14 protein-coding genes are annotated in these 17,112 nt (G+C 69.7%); 13 read left to right on the top strand and 1 reads right to left on the bottom strand.

Annotation, left to right across the window (positions count from 1 at the left end; genetic code table 11):
- Positions 1-386: 386 nt before the first annotated feature.
- Entirely contained in the window at positions 387-1,421 is a 1,035-nt protein-coding gene (locus tag ASF23_RS11245; RefSeq protein ID WP_055953372.1) for a magnesium transporter CorA family protein, read from the bottom strand.
- Positions 1,422-1,594: 173 nt separating this feature from the next.
- Between ASF23_RS11245 and ASF23_RS11240 the strand changes: the two genes are divergently transcribed.
- From ASF23_RS11240 to ASF23_RS11180, 13 genes are all read left to right on the top strand, one after another.
- A complete protein-coding gene (locus ASF23_RS11240) occupies positions 1,595-3,175 on the top strand; it encodes an alpha,alpha-trehalose-phosphate synthase (UDP-forming) (protein WP_055953369.1) in 1,581 nt (526 codons plus the stop codon).
- 55 nt (positions 3,176-3,230) lie between these two features.
- Complete coding sequence (otsB, locus tag ASF23_RS11235) at positions 3,231-4,052, top strand: trehalose-phosphatase (RefSeq protein WP_055953367.1); 822 nt, start codon at positions 3,231-3,233, stop codon at positions 4,050-4,052.
- Between the two features lie 57 nt (positions 4,053-4,109).
- On the top strand, positions 4,110-5,804 hold the full coding sequence (gene ilvD, locus ASF23_RS11230) for a dihydroxy-acid dehydratase (RefSeq protein WP_055953364.1): 1,695 nt from the start codon (positions 4,110-4,112) through the stop codon (positions 5,802-5,804).
- A gap of 107 nt (positions 5,805-5,911) precedes the next feature.
- Positions 5,912-7,732, top strand: coding sequence for an acetolactate synthase large subunit (locus tag ASF23_RS11225; protein WP_055953362.1), 1,821 nt, complete (start codon positions 5,912-5,914; stop codon positions 7,730-7,732).
- On the top strand, positions 7,729-8,232 hold the full coding sequence (gene ilvN / locus ASF23_RS11220; protein ID WP_055953360.1) for an acetolactate synthase small subunit: 504 nt from the start codon (positions 7,729-7,731) through the stop codon (positions 8,230-8,232). The genes ASF23_RS11225 and ilvN overlap by 4 nt, the downstream gene beginning before the upstream one ends.
- 113 nt (positions 8,233-8,345) lie before the next feature.
- A complete protein-coding gene (ilvC, locus tag ASF23_RS11215) occupies positions 8,346-9,371 on the top strand; it encodes a ketol-acid reductoisomerase (protein ID WP_055953358.1) in 1,026 nt (341 codons plus the stop codon).
- A gap of 230 nt (positions 9,372-9,601) precedes the next feature.
- Positions 9,602-10,777: a mannitol-1-phosphate 5-dehydrogenase gene (locus ASF23_RS11210; RefSeq protein ID WP_055953356.1), complete on the top strand. Its 1,176-nt coding sequence runs from the start codon at positions 9,602-9,604 to the stop codon at positions 10,775-10,777.
- Positions 10,778-10,787: 10 nt separating this feature from the next.
- Positions 10,788-11,291: a hypothetical protein gene (locus ASF23_RS11205; RefSeq protein ID WP_055953353.1), complete on the top strand. Its 504-nt coding sequence runs from the start codon at positions 10,788-10,790 to the stop codon at positions 11,289-11,291.
- Positions 11,288-11,680, top strand: coding sequence for a hypothetical protein (locus ASF23_RS11200; RefSeq protein WP_055953350.1), 393 nt, complete (start codon positions 11,288-11,290; stop codon positions 11,678-11,680). Before ASF23_RS11205 ends, ASF23_RS11200 begins: the two co-directional genes overlap by 4 nt.
- Positions 11,681-11,812: 132 nt before the next feature.
- Positions 11,813-13,402 (top strand): phosphoglycerate dehydrogenase, encoded by a 1,590-nt coding sequence (serA, locus tag ASF23_RS11195; protein ID WP_055953348.1) that lies wholly within the window; start codon positions 11,813-11,815, stop codon positions 13,400-13,402.
- Positions 13,399-14,526: a 3-isopropylmalate dehydrogenase gene (locus tag ASF23_RS11190; protein ID WP_082474075.1), complete on the top strand. Its 1,128-nt coding sequence runs from the start codon at positions 13,399-13,401 to the stop codon at positions 14,524-14,526. The genes serA and ASF23_RS11190 overlap by 4 nt, the downstream gene beginning before the upstream one ends.
- Positions 14,527-14,675: 149 nt before the next feature.
- Complete coding sequence (locus tag ASF23_RS11185; RefSeq protein ID WP_162236755.1) at positions 14,676-15,872, top strand: branched-chain amino acid aminotransferase; 1,197 nt, start codon at positions 14,676-14,678, stop codon at positions 15,870-15,872.
- 9 nt (positions 15,873-15,881) lie between these two features.
- The gene (locus ASF23_RS11180; RefSeq protein WP_055953345.1) at positions 15,882-16,652 is read left to right on the top strand and encodes a fumarylacetoacetate hydrolase family protein; all 771 of its coding nucleotides are present in this window, start codon (positions 15,882-15,884) and stop codon (positions 16,650-16,652) included.
- Positions 16,653-17,112: the final 460 nt, after the last annotated feature.

Here is a 17,112-nt window from a genome sequence, read left to right as displayed (position 1 = left end):
CGACAGAATCACGGGGTGTTCGGCGTGGTCCAGTCGGTTTGGCCGCAAGCCGTCGGACGCGCCCACCCACCGGCCGGGAGGCACGGGTCGGCCTGGCACCGCACCTCCCGTCCGGTGCGGTCCGACCGCCCCTGGCGCGTGTCGCGTGTACCCGGCGGCGTCGGCTGGCCGTCCGGGAGCGGTCGGCGTCGGTCCATGCACGTGCATCGTGCGACATCACCGGGCGGGAGCGACGTCGTGAACCGGTGCGGGTGTCGCACCATGCGCACGCATCATGTGCGCGTGCATCGTGCGACATCACCGGGCGGGAGCGACGTCGCATCCGCGAGGACATGTCGCCCGATGCGCGAGCATGAACCGCTGCCGATCGCGCTCCCGCCCGCGCGCTACAGCCAGTCGCGCCGCTTGAACACCCCGTAGAGCACGGTGCTCGTCGCCACGATGAGCACCAGGCTCGCGAGGAGGCCCGTCCACGCGCCCTCGCCCGGGAACTTCACGTTCTGACCGAAGAACCCCGTGATCGCCGTCGGGATCGCGATGATGGCGGCCCAGCTCGTCACCTTCTTCATCACGAGGTTCTGCCGGTTCGAGGCCAGGTTGAGGTTCGTCTCGAGCACGCTCGACACGGCGTCCCGGAGCGAGTCGGACTGGTCGGCGACGCTGTTGACGTGGTCTGCGACGTCGCGGAAGTAGGGGCGGATGCCGTCGGACACGTCGGCGGCGTCCCCGCGGAGGATCGACTGCACGACGTCGCGCATGGGGACGACGAGCCGGCGGATGGTGCCGAGCGACTTCCGCAGGGCGAACGACCGGCGCTGGATGGACCCCGACCCGGAGCGCGAGCCGGACCCGGACCCCGATCCCGAGCCGGACCCCGACCCCGAGCCGGACCCGGTGCCCTCGTCGGCGTCGAACAGGTCCTCCTCGAGCGTGTCGATGAGCTCCTCGATCCGCTCCGTGGTGGCCGTCGCATGGTCGGCGACCACGTCGAACAGCCCCCACATGAGGAACGGCACCCCGTGCGACGCGAGTTCCGGGTTCGCGTCCCACCGCGTCACGATCTCGGACATGTCGAAGTCGGTGCCGTGCATGGTGACGATCGCCTGCTTGGTGATGAACGCCTTGACCTCGTGCGTGACGAGCTCGCTCCCACCCCCGGGACAGGTGATGTCCCAGACGACGAGGAACATCCCGTGCCGGTACCGGTCGAGCTTCGCGCGCTGCCCGGGTTCGAGCGCGTCCTCGCTCGCGAGCTCGTGCACGCCGAGCTCGTCCTCGACCAGCGCGAGGTCCGCCGCGGTCGGATCGGTGAAGTCGACCCAGACGACGCGGTCCGGCTCGGCCAGGTGGTCGGAGACGTCCTCGACCGGGAAGTCCTCAGCGCCGATCGAACCGTTCTGCCACATGCGGGTGCGAGCCATTCCCGGAACGCTACCCGTGCCTCCCGGTCGGCAGGCGCACGCGCCCGCCTCCGGACGGCAGGCGCACGCGCCCACACATGACGAGGCCGCCCCGTCAGGCCGCTGGTAGCCTGGCCCCGCCTCGCGAGACCTCCTCGGATCGCGTCGGCGACCGATCGGAGAACCCGCACCACATGCCCGAAGACGCACCGGCACAGCCCACCACGGACACCCCGACGACGACCGCGGATCGCGAGCAGTACGGCTTCGTGGTCGTCTCGAACCGACTCCCGGTCGACCGCGTCGTCGCCGACGACGGCACCGAGGGGTGGCGCCACTCACCCGGCGGGCTCGTCACCGCGCTCGAACCCGTCATGCGTGCCAACGACGGCGCGTGGGTCGGGTGGGCAGGGCAGGCGGACGTCAGCGTCGACCCGTTCGACAACGACGGCATCCACATCGTGCCCGTCCCGCTGTCCGAGGACGAGCTGCGCGACTACTACGAGGGTTTCAGCAACGACACGCTCTGGCCGCTCTACCACGACGTCATCGAGCAGCCGACCTACCACCGGGACTGGTGGAACGCGTACAAGCGGGTGAACCAGCGCTTCGCGGAGGCCGCGGCGGCCGTCACCGAGGAGAACGGCGTCGTCTGGGTGCAGGACTACCAGCTGCAGCTCGTGCCCCGACTGATCCGCGAGCTCCGCCCGGACGTCACGATCGGCTTCTTCAACCACATCCCGTTCCCGGCGGTCGGCATCTACGCGCAGCTCCCGTGGCGCGCGCAGATCATCGACGGGCTGCTCGGGGCCGACGTCATCGGCTTCCAACGGCATGACGACGCCTCGAACTTCCTGCGGGCCGTCCGGCACATCAAGGGCTACACGACCAAGGGCAGCATGGTGAACGTCCCGGTCGACGACCCGGACGCACCGCGCAGCCGTCGGGGGATCTCGGTCCGGCAGGTGGAGGCGAGACACTTCCCGATCTCGATCGACGCCGACAGCTACGAGGAGATCGCGCGCCGTCCGGAGGTCCAGGCCCGCGCCCGGGAGATCCGCGAGGGCCTCGGCAACCCGGACACGGTGCTGCTCGGGGTGGACCGGCTGGACTACACCAAGGGCATCCGGCACCGGATCAAGGCGTTCGGCGAGCTCATCGAGGACGGCACCGTCGACGTCGAGGACGCCACCCTCGTGCAGGTCGCGAGCCCGAGCCGGGAGCGCGTCGACACCTACATGACCCTCCGCGACGACATCGAGCTGATGGTCGGTCGGATCAACGGCGACCTCGGCACCATCAGCCACCAGCCGATCGCGTACCTCCACCACGGCTACCCGCGCGAGGAGATGGTCGCGCTCTACCTCGCGGCGGACATCATGCTCGTGACGGCACTCCGCGACGGCATGAACCTCGTCGCGAAGGAGTACGTCGCGAGCCGGTTCGACAACGACGGCGTCCTCGTCCTCTCCGAGTTCGCGGGCGCGGCCGACGAGCTCCGGCAGGCGCTCCTCATCAACCCGCACGACATCGAGGCGCTCAAGGTCACGATCACCCGCGGCATGGAGATGCCCCGGCGAGAGCGCTCGACCCGCATGCGCGCGCTCCGGAAGCGCGTCAAGGACAACGACGTCGCGCGCTGGTCGCGGCTCTTCATCGAGGCGCTCGACCGGCACACGACGGGTCCGGGGATCGACCCGGAGTCGGTCGACCCCGGCGACGAGCACGCGGCCGACCAGTCGGACACCGTCTCCGTCGAGGCACGCGACGCCTGAGTGACCGGGACACGTCCCGACCCGCGCATCATCCGCATCGCACTGGAGGAACGACATGGCCGAGCAGACCGGCACCGGAACCGACGTGGTCGGCGGAACGACCGACGACGAGACCGCGATCACCGCCGCGGTGGCGCGGACCGCCGCGGCGGACACGCTCCTCGTCGCGCTCGACTTCGACGGCACCCTCGCACCCTTCGCCGACGACCCGGGACAGGTCGGGGCGCTCCCGGGATCATGGGCCGCGGTGCTGACGCTCGACCGGGCTCGGGACACCCACGTCGTCCTCGTCTCCGGGCGCTCGCTGGAGAGCCTCGAGCGCGTCACGCAGGCACCGCCGAGCATGTCCCTCGTCGGGTCGCACGGGGTCGAGTGGCGCGTCGACGGTCAGCCGTCCGAGGCGCTGTCCGACGACGAGCGCGCCGCGGTCGACGCCGTCGGTGCGATCCTCGACGAGGTCGGTGCGCGGCACCCCGGTGTCGTCATCGAGCACAAGCCCGCCGGTCACGGCGTGCACACGCGCAGGGTGTCCGCTGATGCCGCACGCGCGGCAGACGACGACGCGCGCGCCTCGGTGTCCGCCGCCCACCCGGACGTGCACGTCCGCGCCGGCAAGGACATCCTCGAGTTCTCGATCCGCCACGTCACGAAGGGCGACGCGATCTCGCGACTGCGGACGATCCTCCAGGCCGACGCCGTGGTGTTCGCCGGCGACGACACGACCGACGAGGACGGCTTCGCCGTCCTCGACCAGGACGCCGCCGACCTCGGCGTCAAGGTGGGTCCCGGGGACACCGCGGCGCGGTACCGGGTCGAGGACCCGGCCGGACTCACGGACGTGCTCAAGGCCCTGGCGCGCCTCCGGGCCACCCGCTGAAGATGCGTTCGCATGAAGGTGCGTGGCTGGTATCCCACTTCGTCGTAGACTCGGCGCATGCCTGATATCGACGTCAAGCCCCGGTCACGAGTCGTCACCGACGGGATCGAAGCGACCACCTCCCGAGGAATGCTCCGTGCCGTCGGCATGGGCGACGAGGACTGGGACAAGCCGCAGATCGGCATCGCGTCGTCGTGGAACGAGATCACGCCGTGCAACCTGTCGCTCGACCGCCTCGCACAGGGCGCGAAGGAGGGCGTGCACTCCGGCGGGGGGTACCCCCTCCAGTTCGGCACGATCTCCGTGTCCGACGGCATCTCGATGGGCCACGAGGGCATGCACTTCTCGCTCGTCTCGCGCGAGGTCATCGCCGACAGCGTCGAGACCGTGATGATGGCCGAGCGCCTCGACGGCTCCGTGCTCCTCGCCGGGTGTGACAAGTCGCTGCCGGGCATGCTCATGGCGGCCGCGCGGCTCGACCTCGCGAGCGTGTTCCTCTACGCCGGCTCGGTGATGCCCGGCTACGTCAAGCAGCCGGACGGCACCGAGAAGCAGGTCACGATCATCGACTCGTTCGAGGGCGTGGGTGCCTGCAAGGCGGGCACGATGACCGAGGAGGAGCTCAAGAAGATCGAGTGTGCGATCGTCCCGGGCGAAGGTGCCTGCGGCGGCATGTACACCGCGAACACGATGGCGTCCCTCGCGGAGGCCCTCGGCATGAGCCTCCCGGGCTCGGCGGCCCCGCCGTCGGCGGACCGTCGCCGCGACTACTACGCGCACCGCTCCGGCGAGGCCGTGGTGAACATGCTCCGCAAGGGCATCACCGCGCGCCAGATCCTCACGCGGGAGGCCTTCGAGAACGCGATCACCGTTCTCATGGCCCTCGGCGGTTCCACGAACGCGGTGCTGCACCTGCTCGCGATCGCGCACGAAGCAGAGGTCGAGCTCACCCTCGACGACTTCAACCGCATCGGCTCGAAAGTCCCGCACATCGCCGACATGAAGCCGTTCGGGCAGTACGTCATGGTCGACGTGGACCGGAACGGCGGCATCCCCGTCGTCATGAAGGCGCTCCTCGACGCCGGGCTCCTGCACGGCGACTGCCTGACGGTCACCGGCGGGACCGTCGCCGAGAACCTCGCGGCGATCGATCCGCCGGAGCTCGACGGCAAGGTCATGCGGAAGCTCGACGACCCGATCCACGCCACCGGCGGGCTCACGATCCTGCAGGGGACGTTCGCGCCGGAGGGCGCCGTCGTCAAGACCGCCGGGTTCGACGCCGAGGTGTTCCAGGGTCCGGCCCGGGTCTTCGACCGCGAGCGCGCCGCCATGGACGCCCTGACCGAGGGGCGCGTCCAGAAGGGCGACGTCGTGGTCATCCGGTACGAGGGCCCGAAGGGCGGGCCGGGCATGCGCGAGATGCTCGCGATCACGGCGGCCATCAAGGGCGCCGGCCTCGGCAAGGATGTACTACTCTTGACCGACGGACGATTCTCAGGCGGCACAACCGGCCTGTGCATCGGCCACATAGCACCGGAGGCAGTGGACGCAGGTCCAGTCGCCTTCGTGCGCGATGGTGACCAGATTCGGGTCGACATCGCCGCTCGCACGCTCGACCTACTGGTCGACCCGGCCGAGCTGGAAGCCCGCCGTACCGGCTGGGCTCCGCTGCCCCCGCGGTACACCCGCGGAGTCCTCGCGAAGTACGCGAAGCTCGTGCAGTCCGCCGCCAACGGCGCAGTCACAGGCTGAGCTGTCTCGAGCTGGGCTGTCTCGAGCTGAGCGGTCACAAGCTGAGCGGTCCGGGATCCGTGTCCGCACGGGTCCGGCTCGATCCACCATCTACGGCTAGGAACCCCATGCCTCCGGAAGCAACTCCGCTGTCCGCCGCGGGTGCCAGGCGCGCTCCCGAGATCCTCACCGGGTCCGGCGCCGTCCTGCGCTCGCTCGAACACCTCGGGATCACCGACGTCTTCGGGCTCCCGGGCGGTGCGATCATCCCGTTCTACGACGAACTGATGGCGTCGACCACCATCCGGCACATCCTGGTCCGACACGAGCAGGGCGCCGGCCACGCAGCCGAGGGCTACGCGGCAGCGTCCGGCCGCGTCGGGGTCGCGATCGCCACGTCGGGTCCCGGTGCGACGAACCTCGTCACCGCGATCGCCGACGCGTACATGGACTCGGTGCCGTTCATCGCGATCACCGGTCAGGTGTTCTCGACGCTCATGGGCACGGACGCCTTCCAAGAGGCGGACATCGTCGGCATCACGATGCCGATCACCAAGCACTCGTTCCTGGTCACCGACCCGGCGGAGGTCCCCGCGACCCTGGCGGCGGCATACCAGATCGCGACGACCGGCCGCCCCGGCCCCGTGCTCGTCGACATCACCAAGGACGCACAGCAGAAGTCGGCGCCGTTCTCGTGGCCACCGAAGGTCGACCTCCCCGGGTACCGCCCGGTGACCAAGGCGCACGGCAAGCAGATCACCGCGGCCGCGCAGCTCCTGGCAGACGCCGAGCGCCCGGTCTTCTACGTCGGCGGCGGCGTCATCCGATCCGGTGCGTCGGCGGAGCTCCTCCGCCTCGCCGAGGCCACCGGCGTCCCCGTCGTCACGACGCTCATGGCGCGCGGGGCGTTCCCCGACTCGCACCAGCAGCACCTCGGGATGCCCGGGATGCACGGCACCGTCCCGGCGGTCCTCGGCCTCCAGGAGAGCGACCTCATCGTCGCGATCGGGGCGCGGTTCGACGACCGGGTGACGGGCAAGGTCGACGAGTTCGCGCCGGACGCCAAGGTCGTCCACGTCGACATCGACCCGGCCGAGATCTCCAAGATCCGGTTCGCCGACGTCCCGATCGTCGGCGACGCGAAAGAGGTCATCACCGACCTCGTCGCGGCGTGGACGGACATCCCCGCCGCCGACCGCGCCGACACCTCCGAGTGGTGGGCCCGGTTGAACGGCATCCGCGAGGAGTTCCCGCTCGGGTACGCGGAGCCCGACGACGGACTCCTCGCGCCGCAGGCCGTCATCAAGCGCATCGGCGAGCTCACGGGGCCCGAGGGCGTGTACGCGTCCGGGGTCGGCCAGCACCAGATGTGGTCGGCGCAGTTCATCAAGTACGAGCGACCGAACGCATGGTTGAACTCCGGCGGCGCGGGCACCATGGGGTACTCGGTCCCGGCGGCGATGGGGGCGAAGGTCGGGCAGCCCGACCGCGTGGTCTGGGCGATCGACGGCGACGGCTGTTTCCAGATGACGAACCAGGAGCTCGCGACCTGCGTCATCAACGACATCCCGATCAAGGTCGCGATCATCAACAACTCCTCGCTCGGCATGGTGCGCCAGTGGCAGACGCTGTTCTACGACGGCCGCCATTCGTTCACCGACCTGAACACCGGACACGGCTCCCGGATGGTCCCGGACTTCGTGAAGCTCGCCGACGCGTACGGGGCACTCGGCATCCGCGTCACGAAGGAGTCCGAGATCGACGACGCGATCAACCTGGCCCTCGCCACGAACGACCGGCCCGTCGTCATCGACTTCGTGGTGAGCCGCGACTCGATGGTCTGGCCGATGGTCCCGCAGGGTGTCTCGAACTCCGCGATCCAGCACGCCCGCGCCCTCGCCCCCAGCTGGGACGACGAGGACGCCGACATGACCGGGAGGCCCGCATGAGCCACGTCCTGTCCCTCCTCGTCGAGGACAAGCCGGGTCTGCTGACCCGCGTCGCCGGGCTCTTCGCCCGTCGCGGCTTCAACATCGAGTCGCTCGCCGTCGGGACGACCGAGGTCGAGGGCCTGTCCCGGATCACGGTCGTCGTCGACGTCGAGGACCTGCCGCTCGAGCAGGTGACGAAGCAGCTGAACAAGCTGATCAACGTCATCAAGATCGTCGAGCTCGACTTCTCCCAGTCGGTGCAGCGCGAGCACATGCTCATCAAGGTGCGCGTCGACAACCAGACCAGGTCCCAGGTGCTCGAGGCGGTGAACCTGTTCCGCGCGAGCGTCGTCGACGTCGCGTCGGACTCGCTCATCGTCGAGGTCACCGGCGACCCCGGCAAGATCCAGGCCATCCTCCGGGTCCTCGAACCCTACGGCGTCAAGGAGCTCGCACGTGCGGGACTCCTCGGCATGGGCCGTGGCCCGAAGAGCATCACGGACAGAGTGTCCCGCTGACAGGGCGGGGCTCGATCCGCAGCAACTCGCTGAGAGACCGGGTGTCCCGCTGACCAGGCAGGGCTCGATCCGAACACGCACAAGACAACGAACAACCAAGGAGAACCACCACCGTGACTGACATCGTGTACGACGCCGACGCCGACCTGTCGATCATCCAGGGCAAGAAGGTCGCCGTCATCGGCTACGGCTCGCAGGGCCACGCGCACGCGCTGAACCTCCGTGACTCCGGTGTCGAGGTCGTCGTCGGGCTCCAGGAGGGTTCGAAGAGCCGCGTCAAGGCAGAGGAGGCGGGCTTCACCGTCCAGACCCCCGCCGAGGCCACCGCGTGGGCCGACGTCATCGTCATCCTCACGCCGGACCAGGTCCAGCGCCACGTCTACAAGGACGAGATCCAGCCGAACATCGGCGAGGGCAAGGCGCTCGTCTTCGGGCACGGCTTCAACATCCGCTTCGGCTACATCGAGGCCCCGGAGGGCGTCGACGTCGTGCTCGTCGCGCCGAAGGGCCCCGGCCACACGGTCCGTCGCGAGTACGAGGCCGGCCGTGGCGTGCCCGTCATCGTCGCGGTCGAGGTCGATGCCTCAGGCAGCGCCTGGGACCTCGCATGGAGCTACTCCAAGGCGATCGGCGGCCTCCGTTCCGGTGGCATCAAGACCACCTTCACCGAGGAGACCGAGACCGACCTGTTCGGCGAGCAGGCCGTGCTCTGCGGCGGGACCTCGCAGCTCATCCAGTACGGCTTCGAGACCCTCGTCGAGGCGGGGTACCAGCCGCAGATCGCCTACTTCGAGGTCCTGCACGAGCTGAAGCTCATCGTCGACCTGATCTGGGAGGGTGGCCTCACCAAGCAGCGCTGGTCGATCTCCGACACGGCCGAGTTCGGTGACTACGTCTCCGGCCCGCGCGTCATCGACCCGCATGTCAAGGACAACATGAAGGCCGTCCTCGACGACATCCAGTCGGGTGCGTTCGCGAAGCGCTTCATCGACGACCAGGACGCCGGAGCACCCGAGTTCACGGCACTTCGCGAGAAGGGCGAGGGCCACCCGATCGAGGCCACCGGCCGTGAGCTGCGCAAGCTCTTCGCATGGAAGCAGACCGACTCGGACTACGTCGACGGTTCCGCGGCCCGCTAGAGTCACAGTCACCCTTCGATGACGAAGCGGCGGTGCACCCGCACCGCCGCTTCGCGATGTGACCCGAACGTTATGCAGCAGAACCGAACGCTCCTCGACGCCGTGATGCCCGTGTCCACGGCGACTTCGGCGACCCGGTCGCGCGCGATGTCCGAACCGCGCGCAGTGTCGCGATGCGCGACGGCCCCGGGACGTCCGGAGCGGCCCTCGGGCCGTGGGAGGATCGTCGAATGGCGGTAGGGAGACGAGCGGTCCACATCGGCGCCGGCAAGATCGGCCGCGGATTCGTGGGCCAGTTCCTCGCGGCGAGCGGGTACGACCTCACCTTCGTCGACGTCGACGACCGCGTGGTCAGCGCGCTGAACGACGCGGGACGTTTCGTCGTCCACGAGGTCGGGGACGTCCCGGTCGACCACATCGTCTCCGGGTTCCGCGCCAGGAACAGCAAGACCGACCGGCAGAACGTGATCCGTGCGATCGCGGAGGCCGACGTCGTCACGACGGCCGTCGGTGCCAGGACGCTGCCGCTCGTCGCGCCCGTCATCGCCGAGGGGCTCGCCGCCAGGTCTGCGGACGCCGGACTCGTCACGATCGTCGCCTGCGAGAACGCGCTGAACGCCACGGATGCACTGCACGCGAGCATCCGCCGGGCTCCGATCCTCGAGGACCGTGAGATCGAGGCGGTCTTCGCGAACTGCGCGATCGACCGGATCGTGCCGGAGCAGATCGGCGTCATCGGGCAGGCGAACGGCCTCGACGTCGTCCTCGAGCCGTTCTACGAGTGGGTCATCGAGCGCACCCCGTTCCTGCGCGTCGGTCTCGAGCACCCGGAGATCGACGGCGTGACCTGGGTCGACGACCTGCAGCCGTTCGTCGAGCGGAAGCTCTACACCGTGAACACGGCGCACGCCACCGCGGCGTACCACGGCTTCGTCCGCGGCATCCGGCTCATCCGCGAAGCCCTCGAGGACGAGAACGTCCGCCCCGAGGTCGACGGCGTGCTCGCCGAGACCACGGCGCTCCTCGTCGCGAAGCACGGCTTCGATCCACAGGAGCACGCGCGGTACGTCGAGGCGAACCTCGCCCGGATCGCGAACCCGCTGCTGCCGGACACGACAGCGCGGGTCGGGCGGAACCCCCTCCGGAAGCTCGGCCGCCGCGAGCGGTTCATCGGACCCGCAGCGCAGCTCGCCGAGCGCGGGCTCCCCGTCGACCACCTCCTCGGCGCGGTCCGCGTCGCACTCGAGTTCGACGACCAGGACGACCCCGAGTCGTTCGAGCTGCACGCGCTGCTCCGCTCCGGTGCCACGGCGCACGCGCTCACCGAGATCCTCACCGGGCTCATGGAGAGCCACCCGCTGTTCCCGGCGGTCCGCACGGTCGTCGCTTCTACACTGGAGCGATGAGGACCACAGCATGTCCGGCGTGAACGACGCAGCGTCCCCGCCGGAGGCCGAGCACGACGCGGACGGCCGGCACGACGCGGACGGCCGGCACGACGCGGACGGCCGGCACGACGCCGACGATGCCGCCCTGTCGTGGGGCGACGAGCACGACGCGACGTACGTCGATGCGTCCGAGAACGCCGTCACGACCAGAGCGCGCCGGGAGCGGGACCCGGACGCCCCCACCGGGTCCGGGTCGCTCGTCGGCATGGGCGTGATCGGCGCCGTCTACCTGCTCTACACGGTGGCGTGGCTCATCACCGCCTCGACCCAGTACGTCACGGGTGCGAACGGCCTGCTGACCGTGGCGGTGGACGTCCTCCGGATCATCGCCATCGTCGCTCCGGCCGCATGGTTCCTCGTCACGCTCTGGGTCGGTGCCACCAGCCGGACCAGGACGCGGTTCCTCTGGCTCCTCCTCGGGCTCGTCGTGCTCATCCCGTGGCCCTTCATCATGACGAGGAGCTTCGGGTGAGCGCGGCGGATCCGTCGGCATCGGGCGAGCCCGGTGTCGCGCGTCGGGACGACCTCGTCGGACGGTCGGTCGTGTGGGCGGTCTTCGGCCTCCTCAGCGCCTACGTCCTGTGGCAGAGCATCGGCAACCTCGTCTCCGTGGTCCAGAGCGTGCACGCGTTCAACGACTTCGTGGCGACGAACGGGGGAGCGGCACTCACCCGGAGCGTGCCGTGGACGTGGCTCGTGCTCGACGTCCTGGTCGCGCCGCTCACGTTCGCCGTCGCGTGGCTCCTGACGCGCCGGCTGTCGCTCGGTCGGACCGTCGGCGTCTTCTTCGTCGCGTTCGCAGCCGCGGGCGTCGTGTGGCTCGACCTCCAGCTCTACGTGCCGACCCTGCTGAACCTGTAGGAGACGGACAGGAGGCACGGTGCCAGGCCGCCCCGTGCCTCCCGTCCGCATCGCGGTCGCGCGCCGTAACGCGACCCGTCGCGTCGGTAGCATGGTCGGGTCTCGTGACCCCTCTCGTTAGGAACCCCACCTGTGGCCAAGCCGGTCGTCCTGATCGCCGAAGAACTCTCACCCGCGACCGTCGACGCCCTCGGGCCGGACTTCGACGTCCGGAACGTGGACGGGACCGACCGGCCGGCGCTCCTCGCCGCGCTGTCCGAGGCGAACGCGATCCTCGTCCGGTCCGCGACGAAGGTCGACGCCGAGGCGATCGCCGCCGCCCCGTCGCTCCAGGTCATCGCCCGCGCGGGTGTCGGCCTCGACAACGTCGACATCAAGGCCGCGACGACCGCCGGGGTCATGGTCGTCAACGCGCCGACGTCGAACATCATCTCCGCCGCGGAGCTGACCGTCGGCCACATCCTGAGCCTCGCCAGGCACATCCCGGCCGCGCACGCATCACTCGCGGCCGGCGCGTGGAAGCGATCGCAGTACACCGGTGTCGAGCTCTACGAGAAGACGCTCGGCATCATCGGGCTCGGTCGCATCGGTGCGCTCATCACGGCGCGCCTGCAGGCCTTCGGGGTCAAGGTCGTGGCCTACGACCCCTACGTCACGCCGGCCCGCGCGCAGCAGCTCGGGGTCGAGCTCGTCTCCCTCGACGACCTGCTCCGCCGCGCGGACTTCGTGACGATCCACATGCCGAAGACCCCGGAGACGCTCGGGATGATCTCCGACGACCAGTTCGCGATCATGAAGCCGACCGCGTTCATCGTCAACGTCGCCCGCGGTGGACTGATCGACGAGGACGCCCTCGCCCGGGCGCTGCGGTCGGGCGAGATCGCGGGCGCGGGACTCGACGTCTTCGTGTCCGAGCCGCCGACCTCCGACGCGCTCACCAGCCTGCCGAACGTCGTCGTGACCCCGCACCTCGGTGCCTCGACGGACGAGGCGCAGGAGAAGGCCGGTGTCTCGGTCGCCAAGAGCGTCCGGTTGGCGCTCGGCGGCGAGCTCGTGCCGGACGCGGTGAACGTCGCCGGTGGGGTCATCGACCCGTACGTCCGTCCCGGCATCCCGCTCATGGAGAAGCTCGGCCAGGTGTTCGCGTCCCTCGCCGAGTCGTCGGTGACGAACGTCGACGTCGAGGTGCACGGCGAGCTGAGCAGGTACGACGTCAGCGTGCTGAAGCTCGCGGCGCTCAAGGGCCTGTTCACGGACGTGGTGAGCGAGCAGGTCAGCTACGTCAACGCGCCGCTCCTCGCCGAGCAGCGCGGGGTCACGGTGCGGCTCATCAGCGACGACGAGAGCCCCGAGTACCGGAACGTACTGAGGATCCGCGGCGCACAGTCGGACGGGCCGACGATCAGCGTCTCCGGTACGCTCACCGGGCCGAAGCAGGTCGAGAAGATCGTCGAGATCAACGGCTACGACGTCGAGGTCCCGCTCGACCGGCACCACATCGTGATGGTCTACACGGACCGTCCGGGGATCGTGGCGGTCTACGGTCGTGAGTTCGGCGACGCCGGCATCAACATCGCCGCCATGCAGATCGCCCGTCGTGCCGCCGGTGGTCAGGCGCTCAGCGTCCTGACCGTCGACTCGCCGGCACCCTCCGAGCTGCTCGAGAAGGTCCGGTCCTCGATCGACGCCGAGTCCCTCCGCGAGATCGACGTGACGCTGTGACCACGGACGCTGCGGGCACGGACGCTGCACGCACGGAAGACGTCTCGAGCGCTGATCTCGGTTCCACGCTCGACCTCGCGGTCATCCGCGGCGACGGCATCGGCCCAGAGGTCGTCGACGAGGCGCTGAAGGTGCTCCACGCCGCGACGTCCTCCGGCGACCTGACCGTCACGACGACCGACTACACACTGGGCGCCGGTCGGTACCTCGAGACCGGCGACATCCTGACCGACGACGACATGGCGTCGATCGCCGGGCACGACGCGATCCTCCTCGGCGCCGTCGGGGGCGACCCGCGCGACCCCCGGCTCGCCGGCGGCATCATCGAGCGCGGCCTGCTCCTGAAGCTCCGCTTCGCCTTCGACCACTACGTCAACCTCCGACCGACGCGGGTGTACCCCGACGTCCGGTCCCCGCTCGCCGATCCCGGGGAGGTCGACTTCATCGTCGTCCGCGAGGGCACCGAGGGCCCGTACGTCGGGAACGGCGGCGTCATCCGGAAGGGCACCCCCCACGAGATCGCGACCGAGGTCTCGCTGAACACCGCGTTCGGCGTGGAACGCGTCGTGCGGTACGCGTTCGACCTCGCTCGCACGCGGCCGAGGCGGCGTCTGACACTCGTGCACAAGAGCAACGTCCTCGTACATGCCGGCGACCTCTGGCAGCGGATCGTCGCGAGCGTCGGGGCCGACTACCCGGAGGTGCAGGTCGACTACCAGCACGTCGACGCCGTGACCATCCACATGGTGCGGAACCCGGGTGTGTTCGACGTCATCGTCACGGACAACCTCTTCGGCGACATCATCACCGACCTCGCCGGCGCGATCAGCGGCGGCATCGGTCTGGCGGCCTCGGGCAACATCAACCCGGACGGCACCTTCCCGAGCATGTTCGAGCCGGTGCACGGGTCCGCGCCGGACATCGCGGGTCAGCAGAAGGCCGATCCGACGGCCGCGATCCTGTCCGTGGCCCTGCTCCTCGACTCCCGCGGTCGGCGTGCCGAGGCAGCGATGGTCACTCGCGCGGTGGAGGCGGACCTCGCGGGTCGGGGAGCCACCTCGCGGAGCACGGCGGAGATCGGCGACGCGATCGCTGCCGCGGTCCGTTCCGGGTCGGGGTCGTAGGCTCTCCAGGAAGACGTCCCCGCACCATGGGGCCGTCGCCGCACCGGGCCCGTCGCCCCACCGCCCCACCGCCCCACCGGGACCGTTCCCGCACCGGGCCGTTCCCTCGAGGGACGGCCAGACCGTCATCGTTCGACAGGAGTCCAGCAGTGACCACCACTGACAGCACGACCGCGTTCGGCGCGGGCTTCACCACGACGCCGTCGCAGGAGCTCCGCGCGGAGGCCGAGCGCGAGACGATCCTGAGCGACCCGGGGTTCGGCAAGTACTTCACCGACCACATGGCCACCGTGTCGTGGTCGATCGACGCCGGGTGGCACGACGCGTCGATCCACCCGTACGGTCCGATCACACTCCAGCCGAGCGCGAGCGTGTTGCACTACGCGCAGGAGATCTTCGAGGGCCTGAAGGCGTACCGGCACGGCGACGGCTCGGTGTGGACGTTCCGTCCGGAGTCGAACGCCGCACGGTTCCAGCGTTCCGCCCGTCGGCTGGCGCTCCCGGAACTCCCGACGGAGATATTCGTCGAGGCGATCCGGCAGCTCGTCGGCACCGACGTGGCCTGGGTCCCGAGCGCCGACGAGACGAGCCTCTACCTCCGCCCGTTCATGATCGCGACGGAGTCGTTCCTCGGGGTGCGTGCCGCGCACGAGGCAGCGTTCCACGTCATCGCGAGCCCGGCGGGCGCGTACTTCTCGTCAGGACCACAGCCGGTGTCGATCTGGTTGTCGACCGAGTACGGCCGCGCGGGCAAGGGCGGTACCGGCGCCGCGAAGACGGGCGGCAACTACGCCGCGTCGCTCCTGCCGCAGCAGGAGGCATACGAGCACGGGTGCCAGCAGGTGATGTTCCTCGACCCGGTCGAGGGCCGGTACCTCGAGGAGCTCGGCGGCATGAACGTGGTGCTCGTCCGCTCCGACGGCACCCTCGTCACCCCGGACTCGGACAGCATCCTCGAGGGGATCACCCGGGACTCGATCCTGCAGCTCGCCGAGGACCGGGGCCTCCGCGTCGAGAAGCGCCGCGTGACGCTCGACGAGTGGCGTGACGGTGTCGCGGACGGCTCGATCGTCGAGGCCTTCGCCTGCGGGACCGCGGCCGTGGTCACCCCGATCGCGGAGCTCCGCGGTGAGGGCTTCACGATCGGTTCACCGACAGCGGGCCCGGGAGAGCTGACGATGTCGCTCCGGAACGAGCTGACCGACATCCAGTACGGCCGTCGGCCCGATCCGCACGGCTGGATGGTGCAGCTGACCGATGCCGATCCGACGACCGCGCTGGACGCAGACGCGGACGCGGGTATCGCAGCGGACTCAGGCGCGAGCGACGCCGCGCTCGGTCGCTAGGCTCGGACGGTGAAGATCGCACGGTTCAGTTCCCAGGGCGAAGACCCCCGCTACGGCATCCTCGACGACCAGGGCATCGTGGTGCTCGCGGGCGATCCGCTCTACCAGGGCTTCGAACCCACCGGGGAGCGCGTCGACCGCCGGGGGGTCACGCTGCTCGCCCCGGTGATCCCGCGGTCCAAGGTCGTGGGCGTCGGACTCAACTACTCGGACCACGTCGCCGAGATGGACGAGGCCACCACCGACGACCCGGTGCTGTTCCTGAAGCCGAACACCGCGGTCGTCGGTCCCGGTGACCCGATCCGCATCCCGCAGGACGTCGGGCGGGTCGACTTCGAGGGGGAGCTGGCGGTCGTCATCGGCTCGATCGCGAAGAACGTGCGGCGTGAGGACTTCGCGGACGTCATCCTCGGCTACACGATCGCGAACGACGTGACCGCGCGCGATCTGCAGCAGCGGGACGGTCAGTGGGCGCGGGCCAAGGGGTTCGACACGTTCTGCCCGCTCGGGCCGGTCATCGAGACCGATCTCGATCCGTCGGACGTCCGGATCGAGACCCGCGTCGATGGCGAACTCCGTCAGGCCGCATCGACCTCGGAGATGATCCACGACATCCCGACGCTCATCGAGTTCGCGTCCTCCATCTGGACCCTGCTCCCCGGAGACGTCATCCTCACGGGGACCCCCGCGGGTGTCGGCGAGATCCACGACGGCGAGGTCGTCGAGGTCAACGTCACGGGGATCGGCTCCCTCACAAACCCGGTGCTTGCACGTCGATGACGTCGGCGTCGTGCGGCCCGGTTCCCCAGGGAGCCGGGCTGCTGCTGCATCCGGCGGACGAGCGCGAACCGTCCGCCGGACATCACGGTCGCCGACGGACTGGAGGCGGTGCTCCCGTCTCGCAGACCGCGACACGCCCGGCGGTCGCCTGGTTTGGCACGTCGGCGTCGGCCTGCGTAAAGTAATCCCTCGTCACCCCACAGGGCGGCGGAGCGGCTGAGACGGTCTGATGTTCGCATCAGGTGCAGTCCAGACCCCCGTCGGACCCTCAAGCGGGACCATCTCAGAGTCTGACCCGGTGACGGGGCGGACAGGGATGACGGAACTCAGCCTCGGTTGGAAACCTTCGGGTGGAAGACCGAGCGCGTCTGGTCCTTGAGAACTCAACAGCGTGCACATTGTCAATGCCAATTTATTGACCTCGTGCGATGATCCTGATCTTTTCGGTTGGGGGAGTCGT

The sequence above is a fragment of the Curtobacterium sp. Leaf261 genome (assembly GCF_001422205.1).
Taxonomy (GTDB): Bacteria; Actinomycetota; Actinomycetes; order Actinomycetales; family Microbacteriaceae; genus Curtobacterium.
This window is presented reverse-complemented; position numbering and strand designations above follow the sequence as displayed.